We start from the raw sequence: 19448 nt of genomic DNA on the forward strand, positions 1-19448 counted from the left end.
GTCGGCAATCCCGTGGGAGAACCCGTGAATTCAGAAGACAGTTTTGGATTCCTGCCGCAGCGCGGCGAAATGGCGGCGCGCGTGCGCGCCCACGACTGGGAGGGCACGCCCCTGGGCTCGCCGCAGAGCTGGCCGCAAAGCCTGCGCAACGCCGCCAGCCTGATGCTGGGCTCGCGCTTTCCCATCATCATCTGGTGGGGCGATGACTTCCGGCTGATCTACAACGACGCCTACATTCCCTTCCTGGGCACCAGCAAGCACCCCAAGGCGCTGGGACAGGCCGGCGCGCAATGCTGGAGCGAGATCTGGGACGACATCGGCCCCATGCTGGAGGGCGTGCTGCGCACGGGCCAGGCCACCTGGTCCACCGATGCGCGCTACTTCTTCGACCGCGAGCTGCCGCAGGAAGAGGTCTTCGTCACCTTCACCTACGGCCCCATCCTGGCCGATGACGGCATCACCGTGCAGGGCGTGTTCTGTCCCTGCACCGACACCACCGAGAAAATCGTCAGCCGGCGGCGCCTGGAGACGCTGCACCGCCTGGGCATCCGCACGCTGGACATGCGCAGTGCCAAGGACGCGGGCGAAAAGGTCTGCGCCGTGCTGGATGAAAACCCCTACGACGTGCCCTTCGCCATCATCTACGAATGCCAGGCCGCCCCGGATGCAGGCAGCGCAGACACCGCTCCCCCGGCCTTCCAGCTGCTGTGCTCCACCGGCATGGACACCGACCTGGCGGCCGACCCCGCGCCCTGGCCGCTGGCCCAGGCCGTGCAATCGGGCCAGCCGGCCAACGTGGACCTGGCGCAGTTGGGCCTGACCCTGCCTGGCGGCCCCTGGCCCGAACCCTCGCGCCTGGCGCGCATCGTGCCCGTTCGCTGGTCGGGCGACGGCCAGGCCTCGGGCGTGCTGGTGCTGGGCGTCAGCCCGCGCCGCCCGCTGGATGCGGAGTACTGCGCCTTCCTCGATATGGTGGCAAGCCACACGGGCGGCGTTGTCGCGCACGCCGTGGCCTATGAGCAGGAAGCGCGGCGCGCCCGGGCCCTGGCCGAGGTGGACCGTGCCAAGACCGTGTTCTTCTCCAACGTCAGCCACGAGCTGCGCACGCCGCTGACGCTGATCCTGGGGCCGCTGGACGACGCCCTGCGCGAGCACGGCGGCCACCTGCCGCCCGATCAGGCGCAGATGGTCCACCGCAACGCGCTGCGCCTGCAAAAGCTGGTCAACGCCCTGCTGGACTTCGCGCGCATCGAGGCCGGGCGCATGCAGGCCAGCTACGAGCCCACGGACCTGGCCCGCGCCACGGCCGAGCTGGCCAGCGTGTTCCGCTCGGCCATGGAGCAGGCGGGCCTGCGGGTGCGCGTGGACTGCCCGCCACTGCAAGGGCCGGTCTACGTGGACCAGGACATGTACGAAAAGATCGTGCTCAACCTGCTGTCCAACGCCTTCAAGTTCACCTTGCAGGGCGAGATCGCCGTGGCGCTGCACGACGCGGGCCCTGCGGTGGAGCTGTCCGTCAGCGACACCGGCTCGGGGATCGCACCCCAGCACCTGCCCCATCTTTTCCAGCGCTTTCACCGCATTCCGGGCAAGCCCGCCCGCACGCACGAGGGCACGGGCATCGGCCTGGCCCTGGTGCAGGAACTGGTGCGGCTGCATGGCGGCACCATCACGGTCACCAGCACGGAGGGCGAGGGCAGCCGCTTCACCGTGCGGCTGCCCAAGGGCAGCGCGCACCTGCCGGCCGAACAGGTGAACCCCATCGCGGCACCGTCAACCCCGCCGCCGCCGCCGGGGCACGGCGCGGGCGCCCCGGCCGCACGCCAGCTCGTGGACGAGACGCGGCAGTGGGTGCCGGGCGAATCGCCCACGCACGCCCCGCACGCCCCGCACGGCGTGCCGGCTGGGGCCGAACCGCAAGGCCCCCGGCCGCGCATCGTCTGCGCCGACGACAACGCCGACATGCGCGGCTACATCGGCCAGTTGCTGCGTCCGCTGTACGAGGTGGAGGTGGCCGGCGACGGCCGGGCCGCGCTGGACTGCATCCGGCGCCAGCGGCCCGATCTCGTGATTGCCGACGTGATGATGCCCGTGCTCGACGGCTTCGAGCTGCTGCATGCGCTGCGCAGCGACGAGGCCACGCGCTCCATCCCCGTCATCATGCTGTCCGCGCGTGCAGGCCAGGAGGCCCAGGTCGAAGGCCTGCGCGCAGGCGCGGACGACTACCTAGTCAAGCCCTTTTCGGCGCGCGAGCTGCTGGCGCGCGTCGCCTCGCTGCTGCAGCTCGAGCGCGTGCGCGAGCAGGCCCATGCCGCCCTGCGCGCCAACGAGAAAAGGCTGCGCGCCATCATCGACCAGATGCCGGCGGGCGTGGGCGTGTCCGACATGGGCGGCACCATGGTGCTCAGCAATGCGCTCATGGACCGATTCGTCCCGCGCGCCATCCCGTCCACCCTTGCCGACCGCGTGCAGCGCTGGCGCGGCTGGGACGACAAGGGCCGGCCCATACCGCCCGAGAACTGGCCCGGCAGGCGCGCGCTGCGCGGCGAGGTGGTCATGCCGGGGCTGGAGATGCTGCACACCGACGACGAGGGCCGCGAATGGTGGATGCGCGTCAGCGCCGCTCCGCTGCGCGATGACGGCGGGCAGCTCGTGGGCACCTGCTCCGTCATCCAGGACATCACCGAACTCAAACGCGCCGAGCAGCACCTCAGGGAGGCCGACCGGCGCAAGGACGAGTTCCTGGCAACCCTGGCCCACGAGCTGCGCAATCCGCTGGCACCCATCAGCCACGGCCTGCAAATCCTCAAGCGCACCGTCCATGGCGACGACAGCGCGCGCCGCAGCCAGGAGATGCTGGAGCGCCAGGTCAACCACATGGTGCGCATGGTGGACGACCTGCTGGAGGTCTCGCGCATCACCACGGGCAAGGTCCAGCTGCGCAAGGAGGTGGTGGACCTGAACAACGTGCTGCAAGGCGTGGCGGCGGCCAGCCATGCGGTCATGGAATCCGGCGGCCACCAGCTTCGGCTGGAGCTGCCCGCCGAGACCCTGCTGCTGCCGGCCGACCCCGTGCGGCTGGCGCAAATGGTCACCAACCTTCTCAACAATGCCGCCAAGTACACCGATCCCGGCGGCCACATCGTGCTGGCGGCCTGGGCAGAGGGTGCGCAGGCCGTGATCTCCGTGCGTGACGACGGCATAGGCATCCCCGCCGCGCTGCTGGACAGGATCTTCGACATGTTCATGCAGGTGGACCGCGGCGGCCGCCGGGGCCAGGGGGGCCTGGGCATCGGCCTGACCCTGGTGCGCAGCCTGGTGGAGATGCACGGCGGCAGCGTGCAGGCGCTCAGCGAAGGTCCGGGCCAGGGCAGCGAATTGCGGCTGCGCCTGCCCTTGCCGGCCCATGCACCTGCCGATGCATCCGCCCATGCACCCGCCGATGTGCCCTCCCTGCCCGGACCGGCCGCAGGCGCGCAGTCCGGGGACGCGCCAGCCTTCGGCCGCATCCTGGTGGTCGATGACAACGCGGACGCGGCCGACACCCTGTCCATGCTGCTAGGGCTGCTGGGAGCCGAGGTCGAGATCGCCCGCGACGGCCCCGGCGCGCTGGCCATGCACGACGCCTTCAGGCCCGACGTCGTGCTGCTGGACATCGGCCTGCCCGGCATGGACGGCCTGGAAGTTGCGCGCCGCATCCGCGCCCGGCAGGGCCGCGACCAGGTCCTGCTGATCGCCCTCACGGGCTGGGGGCAGGAGGATGACCTGAGACGATCGCGCGAGGCCGGCATGGACCACCACCTGGTCAAGCCCGTGAGCTTCGACACGCTGGAGCGGTTGCTCAGGAGCCTGCGCACGTCTGCATGAGCACCGCCTTTGCGCGCGACAATCCCCGCTTCGCCCAGCCTGCCTGCGCGGCTCGCGCGCCTGCCGCAGAACTCACCGAGACCCATGACCGCCCTGCCCCCCATCAATGCCGAGCGCCTTTGGCGCCGTGTCCAGACCCTGTCCACCTTCACCCTGCCCGACCGGCCCTGGACCCGCCGCGCCTTCTCGCCCGAGTTCGACCAGGCCCGCGCCTGGCTGCGCGCCGAGTTCGCGGCCGCGGGCATGCAGGTGCATCTGGATGAAGGCGGCAATCTGGTCGGCCGCCTGCCGGCTGCCCAGGCCGCTGCGGGCGGCGCAGAACGCGCCCCCATCTCCACCGGCTCGCACTGCGACACCGTGATGATGGGCGGGCGCTTCGACGGCATCATCGGCGTGCTGGCCGGCATCGAGGTGGCGCACTGCCTGCATGAAAACGGCATCGCCCTGCAGCACCCGTTCGAGGTGATCGACTTCCTGTCCGAGGAGCCCAGCGACTACGGCATCTCCTGCATAGGCAGCCGCGCGCTGTCGGGCAAGCTGGACGCCACCATGCTGGCGGCACGCAACCCGCAAGGCGAAACCCTGGCCGAAGGCATGCGGCGCATCGGCGCACGGCCCGAGGCGCTGCACCGCCCGCTGCGCAGCGCCGGCGGCACGGCCGCCTTCGTGGAGCTGCACATAGAGCAGGGCCCGGTGCTGGAGCAGCGCGGCCTGCCCATTGGCGTTGTGACGAACATCGTGGGCATACGCCGCGTGGGCTTCACCGTGCACGGCCAGGCCGACCACGCAGGCACCACGCCCATGGACATCCGACAGGACGCGCTGGTGGGCGCGGCGCGCATCATCGATGCGGCCAACCGCAAGGCCGCTGCGCTCAATGGCCAGCCCCACTATGTGGTGGCCACCGTGGGCCGGCTCTCGCTCACGCCCAATGCCTCCAATGCCGTGCCCGGCCTGGTCGAGATGATGATGGAAGTGCGCAGCGACCACGCCGGCGTGCTGGAGAGCTTCCCCGAGGAACTGCTGGCCGAAGTCCTGCCCGGCCTGGCCGCCCTGCGCGTGCGTGCCGAGATGGCCGACGTGAGCCGCTCCCAGCCCACGGACTGCGCTGGCCTGGTCATGCAGGGCGTGGAGCAGGCCTGCGACAACCTGGGCTACGCCCACATGCGCATGCCCAGCGGCGCCGGCCATGACGCCGTCTACATGGCGCCCACCGGCCCCATGGGCATGATCTTCATCCCCTGCCTCCACGGCCGCAGCCACGCGCCCGAGGAATGGATAGAGCCGTCCCAGCTGCTGGACGGCACCCGGGTTCTGTACGAGACGGTGCGCGTGCTGGACAGGCAGTTGGCGCAGGGCTGAGCGCCTGGCCTGCGGCCAGGCACCAAGGCGGCATAAAATAGCCCGCTTCCCTCTGGAGCAGGCACAAGCTGCTCCTTGGTGGAAGCCCCTGTGGCACAGATTGCGGAAATCCGCCCAAATAGCGGGTTTCCCAATGCAAGATGGCGGAACCACCCTCCCCGATCATCGACAACCCACCGCATGGGCGGCCCGGCACTGCCGGTCCGCTGCGAGAAGGTTGCACCGCCCCATCAGACCCTGGAGTTTCTTCTTTCATGTTCCGCCAACTGATCACCTGCACCGCCGTGGCCGCCGCCATGGGCCTGAGCTTTTCCGCAGCCGCCCAAGGTGCGGCTGCCGACTATCCGAACAAGCCCGTGCGCATGATCGTGCCCTTCCCGCCCGGCGGCGGCACCGACATCCTCGCGCGCGTGGTGTCCAACAAGCTCACCGAAGTCAGCAAGTGGACCGTGGTGCCCGACAACCGCGCGGGCGCAGGCGGCACCATCGGCATCACCGAGGCCGCCAAGGCAGCGCCCACGGGCTACGACATGGTCATGGGCCAGAAGGACAACGTGGTCCTGGGCCCCTACCTCTACAAGAACCTGCCCTGGAACCCCGTCAAGGACCTGGCGCCCGTGGCCCACGTGGCCTACACGCCCATCGTGATCGCCACCAGCGTGAACTCGCCCTACAAGACCCTGGCCGACATCGTGGCCGCTGCCAAGCAGCACCCGGGCAAGGTGACCTACGGCTCGCCGGGCAATGGCACCAGCATCCACCTCTCGGGCGTGCTGCTGGAGAAGGCGGCGGGCATCCAGCTGGTGCACGTGCCCTACAAGGGCTCCAATCCGGCCCTGATGGATGCGCTGGCCGGCAACGTGGACCTGCTGGTGTCCTCCGTGCCCTCGGCCATCGGCCAGATCAAGGCCGGCAAGCTGCGCGCCATCGCCGTGACCTCGGCCAAGCGCTCGTCCTCGCTGCCCGACACGCCCACGCTGGCCGAATCGGGCCTCAAGGGCTTTGACGTGAGCACCTGGTACGGCCTGTTCATGCCCAAGGGCACGCCCACGGCCATCGTGACCAAGGTCAACGCCGAAGTGAACAAGCTGCTGGCCATGCCCGAAGTGCGCGACGCCATCCAGACCCAGGGCGCCGAGCCCCAGTCCATGACCGTGGCCGACTTCGACAAGATGTTCCAGGCCGACTTCAGGCAGTCCAAGCAGATCGTCGAGTCCTCGGGCGCCAAGATCGAGTGACGCCGCGTCTCCTTGATGCAGATCAGACTGATCTGCATCAAGGGGCGATGTGACAGTCCCGTGAATACTTCTCCGGAAATCACCGAATTCCTGGAGAACGCCATGGCATTGCTGGTCTGGGTCCCCGAGCTGGACACCGGAATTGCAGAGATCGACAGGCAGCACCGCCGCATCGTCGACTACATCAACAAGCTCTACGAGCTGCGCTCCTCGCCCGACCGCGAGGCCCTGGGCGATGTCATCGGCGAGATGATCGACTACACCGTCTCGCACTTCGTGTTCGAGGAAAGCCTGATCGAGAGCGCCGGCTACATGTTCGCCGGCCCGCACAAGAAGGTGCACGAGCTGTTCACCCGCCGCGTGATCGAGATGCAGACCCGCTTCGATGCCGGCGAGGACGTGGCCGCCGAGCTGCACGGCATGCTCTCGCGCTGGCTGTTCAACCACATCCGCAACGAAGACACCGGCTACGTGGACTCGGCCAAGGCCTATCTGCGCATGGCGCGCGAGTCCAGTCCTGCCGCCGAGAAGGAAATGCTCAAGAACGAAGTGCTGCAGGAGCTGGAACTTCAGCGCAAGAAAAAGGGCTGGCTGGCACGGCTGCTCAATCGCTGATCGCCCTCTCCCCCTGCAGCGCACCAATAAAAACGGCTCCCGAAGGAGCCGTTGACGTTTCACCCGGCGAAGGGCCGAGCGGTCCGGTGATTACTCGCGCACCACCAGCACCGGCACGCGCACGGCGCCCAGCACGCGCTGGGTCACGCTGCCCAGCATCAGCTTTTCCAGGCCACGGCGGCCTTGCGAGCCCATGATGATCAGGTCGGCGCCCGTGCTCTCGAGCACGCGCACGATGCCTTCGTGCACCGCATGGCCTTCGCCCACCACGGTGGTGGCGGTGATGCCGGCCTCGTCGGTGATCTTCTTGACGGCGTCCAGCGTGGTGTTGGCCTCGGCCGTGGCCGCGCTCAGGTACTGCGACTGGCCGTAGGCGAAGTCGGCGCCCACGCCCGTGAACGGATAGGGGTCCACCACGTAGACCGCCGTCAGCGTGCTGCCAAAGACCTTGGCCAGCTCCACGCCCTTGTGGACCGCCAGCATCGAGCTGTTGGAGCCGTCCACGGGAACCAGGATGTGCTTGAACATGCGTTTTCTCCTTTGTGCTTGGCCGCCCTCAGGAATCGGGGGCGGCCGGGTCGATGAACCAAAGTGTGCGCCCATCATGCGCCAGCGTCTTGAGCTGCATCAATCCTTGCGGCGACGCGTCAGCTCCGAGCCCTGGAACCCCTGGCGGCGATAGGTCAGCACCAGGGTATCGCGCACACCGCCCGGCTGCTCGGGCTGTATGGGCGTGGTCTCGTGGATCATGCGGGCATCGTCCAGCAGCATCACCGACCAGGGCTCGGTCAGCGTGAAGCGCTGGCCGCTGGGGCCCGTGGCCTCGAAGATGCGCGTCTCGCCGCCCTTCACGCCCTCGCGCCCGACCAGGATCACGGCCACCAGGTCCACGCCGTCGCGATGCGCGCCTTCGGGCGTGGGCCGGCCAATGCCGTCCGTGGTGTCGATGCGGAACTGGTGGGACTCGATGAACCAGCGCTCGTGCTGCACATCATCGCCCTGGGCGCAGAACACCTGGTCGGACAGGCCGGCCAGCGCCAGCAGCAGCCGGCTCCAGGTGGCGCTTTGCGCCGTGGCGTCGCGCATGGGATCGAACATGCGCAGCATGCCGCCATGCAGGGCGTTGTACTCCACCGGCTGCCAGTGCGCGCGGTGCTCCACCTGCTGCAGCCCGTCCTGCCCCGCGATGAAGCAGGAATGGCGGCGGCGCCGGTAGCGGCCCCCGTCCTTGAGAAAGGCATCGGGCGGCAGCTGGGCCCAGTCGGCATCGAGCGCATGCAGCTCGGTCAAGGACACGCTCGCCCAGGCCGCGAATTCATCGGGGCGCAGCACCGCATAGCCTGCGTCGCGCAGCGACTGCGCTGCATTCTGGGGAGCGATATAGGGAGGGGGAAACGTGATGTGCGCCATAACCTGCCAAGCTTACTCCTCGCCCGTGCCCGTCCGGGCGAGGCGGCCTGCAAATTTGCGCAATGCTGTGGCGACAGGCGCGCATCAATGCGGGCGCAGCCTCGGCGGCGCCCGGGGCCTCACGCCGGCCCTCACACCAACGGCAACCCCACATAGTTCTCCGCCAGCGAGGTCGAGCCTGCCCGGGAGTTGACGATGTAGTCCAGCTCCGCCTCCTGCACCTTGGTGTCGAAGCCGCCCGCGTCGGGGAAGCGGTGCATGAGCGAGGTCATCCACCACGAAAAGCGCTCGGCCTTCCAGACGCGGCGCAGGCATTGCTCGGAGTAGCCGTCGATGCCTTCGGGCGCCTTGTCGCGGTAGTACTGCGCGAAGGCGCTGGACAGGTAGCCCACGTCCGAGGCGGCCAGGTTCAGGCCCTTGGCGCCCGTGGGCGGCACGATGTGGGCCGCGTCGCCGGCCAGGAACAGGCGGCCGAAGCGCATGGGCTCGGTCACGAAGCTGCGCAGCGGGGCAATGCTCTTTTCCAGCGAGGGGCCGGTCACCAGGCGCTCGCGTGCCTCGGGGTCCAGGCGCAGGCGCAGTTCGTTCCAGAAGGCCTCGTCGCTCCAGTCCTCGACCTTTTCGGTCAGCGGCACCTGCAGGTAGTAGCGGCTGCGCGTGGCGCTGCGCTGGCTGCACAGTGCGAAGCCGCGCTCGGTCTGGGCGTAGATCAGTTCGTGCGAGACGGGCGGCGTGTCCGACAGCAGGCCCAGCCAGCCGAAGGGGTAGACCTTCTCGAAGGTGCGCACCTTGTCCTGGGGCACGCTGGCGCGGCAGATGCCGTGAAAGCCGTCGCAGCCGGCGATGAAGTCGCATTGCAGCTCATGGACCTGGCCGTCCTTCTCATAGCGCACGACGGGGCTGTCGCCATCGAAGCCCACGGGCTGCACGTTGCTGGCCTCGTAGACCGTGGTCAGGCCCTCGGCGGCGCGCACTTCCATCAGGTCGCGCGTGACCTCGGTCTGGCCGTAGACCATGACGCGCTTGCCGCCGGTCAGGCCGTGCAGGTCGATGCGGTGACGCTGGCCGCCGAACAGCAGCTCGATGCCGTCGTGCGGCAGGCCTTCGGCGCGCATGCGGGCATCGGCGCCGGCCTGCTCCAGCAGGTCCACGGTGACCTGTTCCAGCACGCCGGCGCGGATGCGTCCCAGCACGTAGTCGGCGCTGCGCTGCTCGATGATGACGTTGTCTATGCCCGCGCGGTACAGCAGCTGGCCGAGAAGCAGGCCGGCAGGGCCTGCGCCGATGATGGCGACTTGGGTACGCATTGATCTGTCTCCGTTGCGTTGTTCGATGTCATGGCCGGTTCATGCCATGGCCTGGTCCCAAGACTAGTTTTGAGGCAGCGCAAAGACGAGGGGCTGACATATGAGTTGCGCGGTGATCGCGCAATCTGCGCGACAATCGCGCACTACCTGCATGCCCGCCCTCCCCGCCCATGAACCAGCCCTTTCCCATCGACCCCGATGACTTCATCGCCGGACTGGCCAAGGGCCTGGCCGTGCTGGAGAGCTTCGACACCGAGCGCCAGCGCCTGAACGCCACCATGGCGGCCGAGCGCTCGGGCATCACGCGCACGGCCGCGCGCCGCCATCTGCTGACGCTGGCGCACCTGGGCTACCTGGAGACGGACGGCAGCCATTTCTGGCTGGCGCCCAAGGTGCTGCGGCTGTCGGGCAGCTACCTGGCCTCGGCGCGGCTGCCGCGCATCGTCCAGCCCGTGCTGTACCGGCTGGCGGCGCAGACCCAGCTGTCGTTTTCCTGCGTGGTGCGCGATGGCCACGAGGTGGTCATCGTGGCGCGCAGCGCCCTGCACGAGCGCGGCCAGCGCCTCATGGCCCACGGCCTGCACCTGGGCAGCCGCCTGCCCGCCCACGCCACCTCCACCGGCCGCGTGCTGCTGGCCGCCCTGCCTGCGGCCGAGCTCAGGCAATGGCTGGCCTCGCACGATCTGCGGCGCCTGACCGCCCACACGGTCACCGACAGCGCAGCGCTCGAAGGCGTGCTGGACGAAGTGCGCCGACAGGACTTCTGCCTGGCCCTGGAAGAGCATGAGCTGGCCGTGCAGGCCCTGGCCGTGCCGCTGCGCAACATGGAGGGGCGCACGGTGGCCGCGCTCAACATCGTGACCTCGCCCCAGCGCATGGCGCCGGCCGACATGGTGGCCGAGCTGCTGCCGCTGCTGCAGGAGGCGGCGCGGGAGCTGCGGCCGTTGCTCTGAGGCCTGGCTGAACTGCCGCCGTCGCTGCAACCGCTCAGAGCGGCGCGCACACCTGCTGGCTCAGTTCGCGCAGGGCCAGAGAAGTCTTGCGGATCAGCGGCGTGGCCTTTTTCTTGGCCGACTGCGCCAGGCACAGCGTGCTCACCACATGGGGCGACTCGATGGGAATGCCCACCAGCTCGGCATCGGTCAGGTGGCTGCGCATGGCGCTGTCGGTCAACGCGGCGTAGCCGTAGCCGCCGCGCACCAGGTCCAGGATGGCCGGCACGCTGGACACTTCCCAGACCACGTTGAGCTTGACCTGGGACAGCGTGGCCTGGGCCTCCATCAGCTTGCGGAAGATCTGGCCGTGCTGCGGCATGATCAACGGAAACTGCGACAGCTCTTCAAAGCGCACGCTGCTGCGCCCGCCCAGCGTGCGCGTCGGGCCGATCAGGCACAGGCGCTCTTCCAGCACGGGCGTGACCTCGATGTGCGGATGCGGCTCGGGCGTATAGACCAGGCCCAGGTCCATGCGGCCCGAGGTCAGCCATTCGGCGATATTCATGGAAAAGCCCTCGACCACGGCCAGCCGGGCCTTGGGCATGTCCTTGCTGAACAGATCGATCAGCGGCAGCGTCAGGCGCCGCGCCAGGCTGGGCGGCAGGCCCACCACGATGCGGCCCACGGGCTCGTCGCGCTGGCTGCCCAGATCCTCCTTGGCCAGCGCCACGCGCTGCATGATGGCGTGGCCGTGCTCCAGCAGGCGGCGGCCGGCGTCGGTCAGGGTCACGCCGCGGCCGGTGCGGATCAGCAGGGTTTCGCGCAGCTCGGTCTCCAGCGCCCGCACCTGGCGGCTCAGTGCGGGCTGGGCCGTCTCCAGCAGCACGGCCGCCTTGCTGAAGCTGCCGGTCTCGGCCACATGCACGAACGTCTCTATCTGCTGCAAATTCATGTTCTCTCGCCTCCTCACTTATGCCATTTTGCTATAGCTGCTAGCGCCAGCCACGGCTAGGTGCTTTGCAACGAACTGACACAATGCGGCGACTGGATGATCCAGCCGCTCCCGCAAGAGAGCGTAAAAACAAGAGCAGCCTGTGCCTTGCCGGCATAGGACCAAGCCCCCCAGCAAGCCCAACAGCGACTCGGAGACAAACCATGAAAGACAGCGCCTTCCGCATCAATCGCCGCCAGGCGGGCCTCGCCCTTGGCGCCCTGGCCATGGGCGCCCTGGCACCCGCGCGCGCCCAGTCGGGTGCCGCCGCCAACTGGCCCACCAAGCAGGTGCGCATCATCAACCCCTTCCCCGTGGGCGGCGGGCCGGACGGCACCTCGCGCCTGGTGACCGACAAGCTGGCGCGCCTGTGGAACCAGCCCGTCATCGTGGAAAACCGCCCGGGGGGCAACGGCTTCATCGCCATCGAGGCCTTCAAGCGGGGCGCCACCGACGGCACGGACATCATCCAGCTGGACAACGTCCACCTGGCCGCCTATCCCCACCTGTTCAAGAAACTGCCCTACAGCATCGACAAGGACTTCGAGGTCGTCCTGCCGCTGTTTCGCACCTTCTTCTTCGTCTGCGTGCCGGTCAACAGCCCCTACAAGACCGTGGCCGACCTGATTGCCGACGCCAAGGCGCGCCCCGGCAAGCTCAACTACGGCTCGTGGTCCGTGGGCAACCCGGTGCACCTGGGCTCGGCCCTGCTGGAGTCGCTGACGGGCACCAAGATGGAACACGTCATCTACAAGGAAACCAGCCAGCTGTACACCAGCGTGGCCACGGGCGAGCTGGCCTTTGCGCTGGGCTCCTCGGGCACGGCCGGCCCGCTGATGCGCTCGGGCAAGCTGCGCTTTCTGGCCGTGCTGGCGCCCCACCGCCTCAAGGGCTATGAAGACGTGCCCACCGTGGCCGAGTCCGGCGGCCCGGCCGATGCCGTGGTCACCGGCTGGAATGCCTTTGCCGTCTCCAAGTCCACGCCGCCCGCCGTGGTCGAGAAGATCCGCCAGGACACCATGAAAGTCCTGCGCGAGCCCGACATCCAGCCCAAGTTCCAGACCTTCGGCTACGAGAACTACTTCCCCACGCCCGAAGAGTTCAAGGCCTTCATCGTCGAAGAGAACAAGCGCTTTGGCGACGTGATCCGCCGCGCCAAGATCGAGCTGTAAGCCACAGGCCACAGCAGGCGCAGACGCAAAAAAGCCGCCGCGCCGCAAGGCCGGCGGCTTCTTTCATGCCGTCTTCAGCGCGACATCCCGCGCGCCGCAATCGGCCACAGCGCGTGCACCGTGCCGCCCTGCAGCACCACCAGCTCGTCGTGCAGGTTGAATGTCGGGTCCACGTGCGAGGGCAGCAGCTGCAGCACGCTGCCCAGGGCGGGCGCCTGGGCGCCAGGCTCCACGCATACCACGCTGTGCTCGTCATTGATGGCCACGCAGCGCAGACCCGGCGTGCCGTAGACGGCGGGCGGGCCGCATTCGGCCGAGGTGGATTTCAGGCCCACGTCCAGGATGACGCGGTCCGGCGCGGGCGTGCTCATCACCGTGGACAGCAGGAACAGGCTGCGGCGAAAGGCCAGCGCCCCGCCCCATTCGTTGGCGCCGTAGTCGCCATCCATGAAGGCATAGGAGCCCGGCTGCAGCTCGGTGTAGACGCCGCTGGCCGCATCGAACTCCACGCTGCCCGTGCCGCCGCCCGTGATGGTGTGGCACGCCAGGCCGTTGTCGCGCAGCAGCTGCGCGCAGGCCGCCGCCCGGCTCGCAGCCTCCTGGCAGGCCTGCGCACGCTCTTCGCGGCTGCGCCGGTGCTGCACCGCGCCGTGGTAGGCCTGCAGGCCCGCGAAATTCAGGCCCGGCAGATCACGCGCCTGCCGCGCCAGGGCCAGCACGGCCTCGGGGCCCGTGACGCCGCAGCGGCCCTGACCCACGTCCACCTCGACCAGCACGTCGATCTCCACGCCCGCCTGCGCCATGGCCTCGGACAACTGCACCAGGTTGGCCGCGTTGTCCACGCACACGGCCATGCGCGCACTGCGCGCCAGCCGGGCCAGCAGCGCGTGCTTGGCCGGCCCCACGACCTCGTTGCTGATCAGGATGTCGCGCACGCCGGCCGCCACAAAGGGCAGCGCTTCGCTCACCTTCTGGCAGCAGATGCCACGTGCGCCCAGCGCCAGCTGGCGCAGCGCGATCTGGGGGCACTTGTGCGCCTTGGCATGCGGGCGCAGCGCCACGCCATGGCGGTCGGCCCAGTCCTGCATGGTGCGCAGGTTGGCATCGAAGGCCGTCAGGTCCAGCGCCAGGCTGGGTGTGTCGATGCGATCGAGCGGATCGCCGGGCCGTGCGGCAGGCTCCAGTGCCAGGCCGCTGGCGTCATCGTGCAAGGGCATGGTGCTGTGCCTCATTCCTGCGGGGGCGCGTACTGGGCGATGACCTCGGCCTCGGTCATGGTCGGCGTCTGGTTGGCGAAGTCGTAGTAGCCGGGCTTTCTGTCGATGTAGATCTGCGTGGCCAGCTCGAAGTCCTGCGACTCGAAGGCGCCGGCCGGCACAAAGTACTCGCCCGTGGCGTGCAGCCGGTAGTACAGGTGCGTGCCGCACTGCCTGCAGAAGGCGCGCTCGGCCCATTCGGAGGAGGCATAGGTGCCTATGTGCTCGCCGCCCTCGAACTTCACATTGGGCCCGCAATGCACCGCCAGCATGGGGCCACCGCCCCAGCGCCGGCAGTACCCACAGTGGCAGGCCCCGATTTCCCGGGCCTGGGGAGAGAAAAAGCTGACAGCGCCGCAAAGACAGTGACCGTTCATGGTGCGTGGACCTTTCCGTGGGTTGCGAGTACCTGGGATTATTCACAGGTGTCGCGCATCATAGGGGATGGCGGGCCGCCTGCAAATCGCCGCGCCCTACACTGCGCGCCATGCGACTTTTTCATTTCAGCGAAGACGGGGACATCCGGCAGTTCCAACCCCGCCCGGTCCTGAAGGCGGCCCCCCGCCGCCAGGGACAGGAGTGGCTCAACGGCCCCCTGGTGTGGGCCATCGCACAGACGCATCAGCGGCTGTACCTGTTTCCGCGCGAATGCCCGCGCATCGTCATATGGCCGCACGAGCACAGCACCAGCGAAGACAGGGCGCAATGGCTGAACGACCTGCCCGCCGCAGCACAGGCCGTGGCCTATGTGGAGACCGCCTGGGCCGCGCGCCTGCATGCAGCCCGGATACACCGGTATGAGCTTCCAGTCGAGCCGTTCGAAAGCCTGGAGGATGCCGGCATGTACGTGAGCCGGCAGACCGTGCAGCCCCTGCGCCGGGACCTGCTGGTCGATCTGCCGCAAGCAATAGCGGAATGCGGCACCGAGCTGCGCATCGTCGATTCCCTGCAGCCGCTGCGCGGCGTCTGGGACAGCTCGCTGCATGCCAGCGGCATACGGCTGCGCAATGCGGCCAGCTGGGCCTGAGCACCGGACGCCACAGCGATGGCGGCGGCGACGGCAACCATGGGCAAGCACGTAGGCAAAAACAGGCAATTGCATTCGGACGTACGCTATAGTAACGAACGGTATCAAAAGCACGGTCTGCCGTATGACAAATGGACGACTGGATACCCTCCAGGAGGATACCCAACCGAGGCTGAAATGCACGATGCCATCACCAACCCCACGCAAGCTGCGGTGACCCCGGTGGCGCCAGCCCCCCTGGAAATACCCGATTACGAACTGCTGGAAACCTTGGGATCGGGTGGCTACGGCACCGTCTACCGTGCGCGACACCGGCGCACGGGTGCATCGGTGGCCATCAAGGTCGTCAGGCTGCAGGAAGGCGGCCGCCAGGTGGAGCGCTTCCACCGCGAGACCATGCTGTGCGCGTCCCTGCACCATCCGCACATCGTCCAGTTGCTGGACAAGGGCGAGCAAGGCGACTGCGTCTACGGCGTCTTCGAATATGTGCCCGGCGAGACCCTCAAGAGCCTGATCCGCCGCCAGGGCGTGCTGACTGCCGCCGAGGCCGGCCGCCTCATGGCCGAGGTGCTCGATGCGCTGGACTGCGCGCATGCCGCCGGTATCGTGCACCGCGACCTCAAGCCCGACAACGTGATGGTCACCTCCACGGGCGCCGTGCGGCACGCCATGGTGCTGGACTTCGGCATCGGCACCGTCATTCCGCAGTTTGCCGGCCCGCAGGTCTCGCAGCTCACCATGGGCGACGAATGCCTGGGCACGCCGGCCTACAGCGCCCCCGAGCAGCTGCGCGGCGAGCCGCCCAGCGCCCGCACCGACCTGTATGCCTGGGGACTGATGTTCCTCGAATGCCTGACGGGCACGCCCGCCGTGCAGGGCGCCTCGGTGGCCGAGATCGTGCACCGCCAGCTCAGCCCGCAGGAAGTGCAGCTGCCGCCGGCCATCTCCACCCACCCCATCGCCACCTTGCTGCGCAAGGCGCTCAAGAAGAGGCCCGCGGAGCGCAGCGACTCGGCGGCGGCCCTGCTCAGGGACCTCATGCGCGTGCGGCTGGACGATCTGGTGGGCCAGTTGCCCGCCGCCGCCCAGGTGCAGCAGGCGGACCTGACACGCACCGTGGCCACCACGCGCGTTTTCTCGGAAGTGCGGCAGCTGACCGTGCTGTGCTGCAGCGTGTCGCTGTGGCCCGGCAGCGATGCCGACGTCATGGACAGCGCGGCACGCACCGTAGGCCAGCCCTCGCAGGCCCTGAACATCGAGGACATCGAGCTGCTGCAGCGCGAGGAACTCACGCTGTTCTCCGACGTTGCCACCCGGCGCGGAGGCATGCTGGCGGGCACGCTGGGCGACCGCATGCTGGTGCTCTTCGGCTACCCGCACACCAGCGACACCGATGCCCGCCAGGCCGGCATGACGGCGCAGGAGCTGCTGACGCTCAGCCGCAGCCGCGCGGCCGCCATCGAGCAGGTCCACGGACTGCACCTGGGAATCCGCATGGGCCTGCACACCGGCATGGCCGTGGTGGTCGGCGGCGAAGCGCCCTCGGGCCATGCCGTCAACGTGGCCATGCGGCTGGAGGCCATCGCCGATGCGGGCACCCTGCTGGCCAGCGAAAGCAGCCACCGCCTGCTGTCGCGTCATGCGCGCTTCGAGAAGGCCGGCAGCCTGCGCCTGCCCGGCCAGCCTGCGGGCATGCAGACCTATCGCCTGGAGCTGGAGCAGCCAGCCGAGCTACTGCAGGGACCTGTGTCCGATGCAGCCTTGCAGTGCATAGGCCGCGAACCCGAACTGCAGCGCCTGCACGACGCATGGGCGCGGGCCCGCGAAGCCGGGGGCAATGCGCTGTGGATTCGCGGCGAGCCGGGCATCGGCAAATCCTGCCTGGCCGACATGCTGCTCGTCCACGCCAGGACACAGGGCGCGAACACCGTGGTGCTGCAATGCCAGCCCGAGCACCGCAACACCGCGCTGACCCCTTTCCTGGGCCTGATACGGCAGCGGCTGGAGGCGGCCGATCCCCCGCAGGACCACCGCGAGCAGATGCGCGAAGCCCTGCGCGCCGCAGGCTGCGATGCCGAGGCCGCCCTGCCCATTCTGTGCGCCTGGCTCTCGCTGCCCCTGGGCGACTGCGAGCCCAGCCGCATCTCGGCCGTCATGCAAAGGGCGCTGCTGCTGCAGTCCACCGCGCAATGGCTGCTGCACATGTCCGAAGCCGAGCCCTTGCTGCTGGTCGTCGAGGACGTGCACTGGGCCGATCCCACCAGCATCGAACTGCTGGAGCAACTGGTAGCGCGCCTGCCCGGGCGGCGCGTGCTGCTGGTGCTCACGGCGCGTCCGCAGTGGCAACCGCCCGAAGGCCTGCAGGCCGACTGCGTGGACGTGCGGCGCCTGGAAGACGCCCAGGCCACCGAACTGGCCCGCCAGACGCTGGCACCGCGCCGGCTCAGCCCTGCCGTGATCCGCCACGTGGTGGAACGCACGGACGGCGTGCCGCTGTTCATCCAGGAAATGGCGCGCATGCTGCTGGATGCCCACCTGGTGGAGGAAGACGGCGTCTGGGACTTTCGCCATGCCGAGCTGCCGGCCGCCATTCCGCTCACGCTGCGCGACTCGCTGGTCAGCCGCTTTGACCGCATCGGCCCGCTCAAGCCCCTGCTGCAGCTGGCCGCCACCATGGGCCGGCACTTCGACTTCGACCTGCTGTGCGCCTGCCTGGAACGCCCGCAGGGCGAAGTCGGCCAGGAACTGGCCGCCCTGGGCCAGGCCGGCCTGGTGATTACCGACGAACGCGCGGGCCCGGGCGCCTACATGTTCCGCCACGCGCTGATCCGCGACACGGCCTACGAATGCATGCTGGTATCGCAGCGCCGGCTGCTGCACCGCGACGTGGCCCTGGCCCTGATGCAGCACCAGCCCCAGCGCGTTGCCGCAGAACCCGCAGGCGTGGCCCAGCACTGGGCAGACGCGGGCGACCATGCGCAGGCCGTGGCGCTTGCGGTGCGGCAGTTGCGCATCACCCAGCTGCGCTCGCTCAACGATGAAACCATTGCCTACGCGCGCCACATCGACGACTGGCTGCAACAGCTCCAGGGCGTGGCCCAGCGCGAGGCGCGGCTGGATGTCAACAGCTACGTGACCCAGGCGCTGATGAACAAGCACGGCTGGGCCCATGCCCAGGTGGTGGAACGCATCGCGCTGTCGCAGGAGCTGCTGGCCGGCCCGGGCGCCAACGCCGTGGCCGACTACAAGCAGGTGCAGCACCTGTGGATGCTGATCACCTACCACCACGTGGCCAGCAACCGCGAGGAAGTGCGCCAGCTCAGCCACCGGCTGCTGGAGCAGGCCGTGCGCCAGCAGGACACGGGCGTGCTGGTGGCCGCCCAGACCTACCTGGGACTGGCCCACTACTCCGACGGCCGATTCGAGCAGGCCGAAGAAGCGCTGACCGACGCCATCACCCGCTACGACCCCGTGGCCCATGCCCACCATGCGGCCGAGTTCGGCTTCGACACCCGTGTCTGGGCCACCTGCGGGCGCGCCCTGGTGCGCTGGTTCGCCGGCTTCGACCAGGCCGCGCTGGCCGATGCGAACGACGCCGTGCGCCTGGCGCACGAGGTCTCGCACATCCCATCCCTGAGCATGGCCCTGCTCTACCAGGGCCTGGTCCACCAGGCGCGCGGCGACCGGGCCAGCGCGCTGGCCACCACGGGCGAGCTGCTGGACATCACGGCCCGCTACGGCCTGCCCGCGTTCTCGGGCTATGCGGACATCATCCGCTGCTGGGCCCTGGGCGAGGGCACGGCAAGCGAAGACAGCGAAGGCATAGCGCGCGCCAGCGCAACGGCGCAGGTGCTCTGGGACATGGGCTGCCGCTACTGCCAGACCTACTACCGCTCCTTCGTCGCCGAAATGCTGGCGGCCAGTGGGCGCTGGACCGAGGCCCTGGACAAGATCGACGAATGCCTGCGCCTGGCCGACGTGCTGGACGAACGGCTGCACAGCAGCGAGCTGCACCTGAAGAAGGCCCGCTTCCTGCTGGCCATGGGCGCCGACCACGCGGCCGTGCAGGACAGCCTGGCCCAGGCCGCCGGGACTGCGCGCACTGCCGGCAAGTACCGCACCGAAACCGAGGCACTGGCCCTGTCGCAGGCCCTGGCACCCGCCAGGCCGGACGTGGCCGCGCGCCTGAGTGAGCTGGCCGCGCTGCGGCCTGAACTGTCCGTGCACCTGTCCGGGCCCCTGCCCGGCCAGGCGCATTTTTCTTGAAC

General features: G+C 69.0%; 14 protein-coding genes. 8 read left to right on the plus strand and 6 right to left on the minus strand.

Features of this window, described 5'->3' with window-relative positions; all coding sequences use genetic code 11:
• Positions 1-24 precede the first annotated feature (24 nt).
• The 4 genes from ACN20X_RS19955 to ACN20X_RS19970 all read left to right on the plus strand — a co-directional run bounded on the left by ACN20X_RS19955 (position 25) and on the right by ACN20X_RS19970 (position 7082).
• Complete coding sequence (locus ACN20X_RS19955) at positions 25-3867, plus strand: ATP-binding protein (protein ID WP_473209787.1); 3843 nt, start codon at positions 25-27, stop codon at positions 3865-3867.
• 84 nt (positions 3868-3951) lie between these two features.
• Positions 3952-5229, plus strand: coding sequence for a hydantoinase/carbamoylase family amidase (locus tag ACN20X_RS19960; RefSeq protein ID WP_473209788.1), 1278 nt, complete (start codon positions 3952-3954; stop codon positions 5227-5229).
• 254 nt (positions 5230-5483) lie between these two features.
• Positions 5484-6467, plus strand: coding sequence for a Bug family tripartite tricarboxylate transporter substrate binding protein (locus ACN20X_RS19965; RefSeq protein WP_473209789.1), 984 nt, complete (start codon positions 5484-5486; stop codon positions 6465-6467).
• Between the two features lie 60 nt (positions 6468-6527).
• Positions 6528-7082: a bacteriohemerythrin gene (locus tag ACN20X_RS19970; RefSeq protein ID WP_473209790.1), complete on the plus strand. Its 555-nt coding sequence runs from the start codon at positions 6528-6530 to the stop codon at positions 7080-7082.
• Positions 7083-7172: 90 nt separating this feature from the next.
• Here the strand turns inward: ACN20X_RS19970 and ACN20X_RS19975 are convergent, their stop codons facing one another.
• The 3 genes from ACN20X_RS19975 to pobA all read right to left on the minus strand — a co-directional run bounded on the left by ACN20X_RS19975 (position 7173) and on the right by pobA (position 9799).
• Positions 7173-7610, minus strand: coding sequence for a universal stress protein (locus ACN20X_RS19975; protein WP_016446360.1), 438 nt, complete (start codon positions 7608-7610; stop codon positions 7173-7175).
• Positions 7611-7709: 99 nt separating this feature from the next.
• Positions 7710-8492 (minus strand): 2OG-Fe dioxygenase family protein, encoded by a 783-nt coding sequence (locus ACN20X_RS19980; protein WP_473209791.1) that lies wholly within the window; start codon positions 8490-8492, stop codon positions 7710-7712.
• Positions 8493-8623: 131 nt separating this feature from the next.
• Entirely contained in the window at positions 8624-9799 is a 1176-nt protein-coding gene (gene pobA / locus ACN20X_RS19985; protein WP_013801914.1) for a 4-hydroxybenzoate 3-monooxygenase, read from the minus strand.
• Positions 9800-9969: 170 nt separating this feature from the next.
• On the opposite strand from pobA, the gene ACN20X_RS19990 reads away from it, so the two are divergent.
• Positions 9970-10752 (plus strand): IclR family transcriptional regulator domain-containing protein, encoded by a 783-nt coding sequence (locus tag ACN20X_RS19990; RefSeq protein WP_016446366.1) that lies wholly within the window; start codon positions 9970-9972, stop codon positions 10750-10752.
• A 34-nt stretch (positions 10753-10786) separates the two neighbouring features.
• Here the strand turns inward: ACN20X_RS19990 and ACN20X_RS19995 are convergent, their stop codons facing one another.
• Positions 10787-11686 carry a LysR family transcriptional regulator gene (locus ACN20X_RS19995; protein ID WP_312841185.1) on the minus strand — a complete coding sequence of 300 codons (900 nt, stop codon included), beginning with the start codon at positions 11684-11686 and terminating at the stop codon, positions 10787-10789.
• 203 nt (positions 11687-11889) lie between these two features.
• Between ACN20X_RS19995 and ACN20X_RS20000 the strand changes: the two genes are divergently transcribed.
• The gene (locus tag ACN20X_RS20000) at positions 11890-12897 is read left to right on the plus strand and encodes a Bug family tripartite tricarboxylate transporter substrate binding protein (RefSeq protein ID WP_473209792.1); all 1008 of its coding nucleotides are present in this window, start codon (positions 11890-11892) and stop codon (positions 12895-12897) included.
• A gap of 74 nt (positions 12898-12971) precedes the next feature.
• On the opposite strand, the gene ACN20X_RS20005 is transcribed toward ACN20X_RS20000, so the two are convergent.
• Together ACN20X_RS20005 and ACN20X_RS20010 are read right to left on the minus strand one after the other, a co-directional pair.
• Positions 12972-14114 (minus strand): DSD1 family PLP-dependent enzyme, encoded by a 1143-nt coding sequence (locus ACN20X_RS20005; RefSeq protein ID WP_473209793.1) that lies wholly within the window; start codon positions 14112-14114, stop codon positions 12972-12974.
• An 11-nt stretch (positions 14115-14125) separates the two neighbouring features.
• Positions 14126-14530 carry a GFA family protein gene (locus ACN20X_RS20010; RefSeq protein ID WP_473209794.1) on the minus strand — a complete coding sequence of 135 codons (405 nt, stop codon included), beginning with the start codon at positions 14528-14530 and terminating at the stop codon, positions 14126-14128.
• A 110-nt stretch (positions 14531-14640) separates the two neighbouring features.
• Between ACN20X_RS20010 and ACN20X_RS20015 the strand changes: the two genes are divergently transcribed.
• Positions 14641-15180 (plus strand): DUF6886 family protein, encoded by a 540-nt coding sequence (locus tag ACN20X_RS20015; protein ID WP_046985991.1) that lies wholly within the window; start codon positions 14641-14643, stop codon positions 15178-15180.
• A 177-nt stretch (positions 15181-15357) separates the two neighbouring features.
• On the plus strand, positions 15358-19446 hold the full coding sequence (locus ACN20X_RS20020) for a TOMM system kinase/cyclase fusion protein (protein WP_473209795.1): 4089 nt from the start codon (positions 15358-15360) through the stop codon (positions 19444-19446).
• Positions 19447-19448: the final 2 nt, after the last annotated feature.

The organism is Delftia sp. PX-1 (assembly GCF_055797465.1).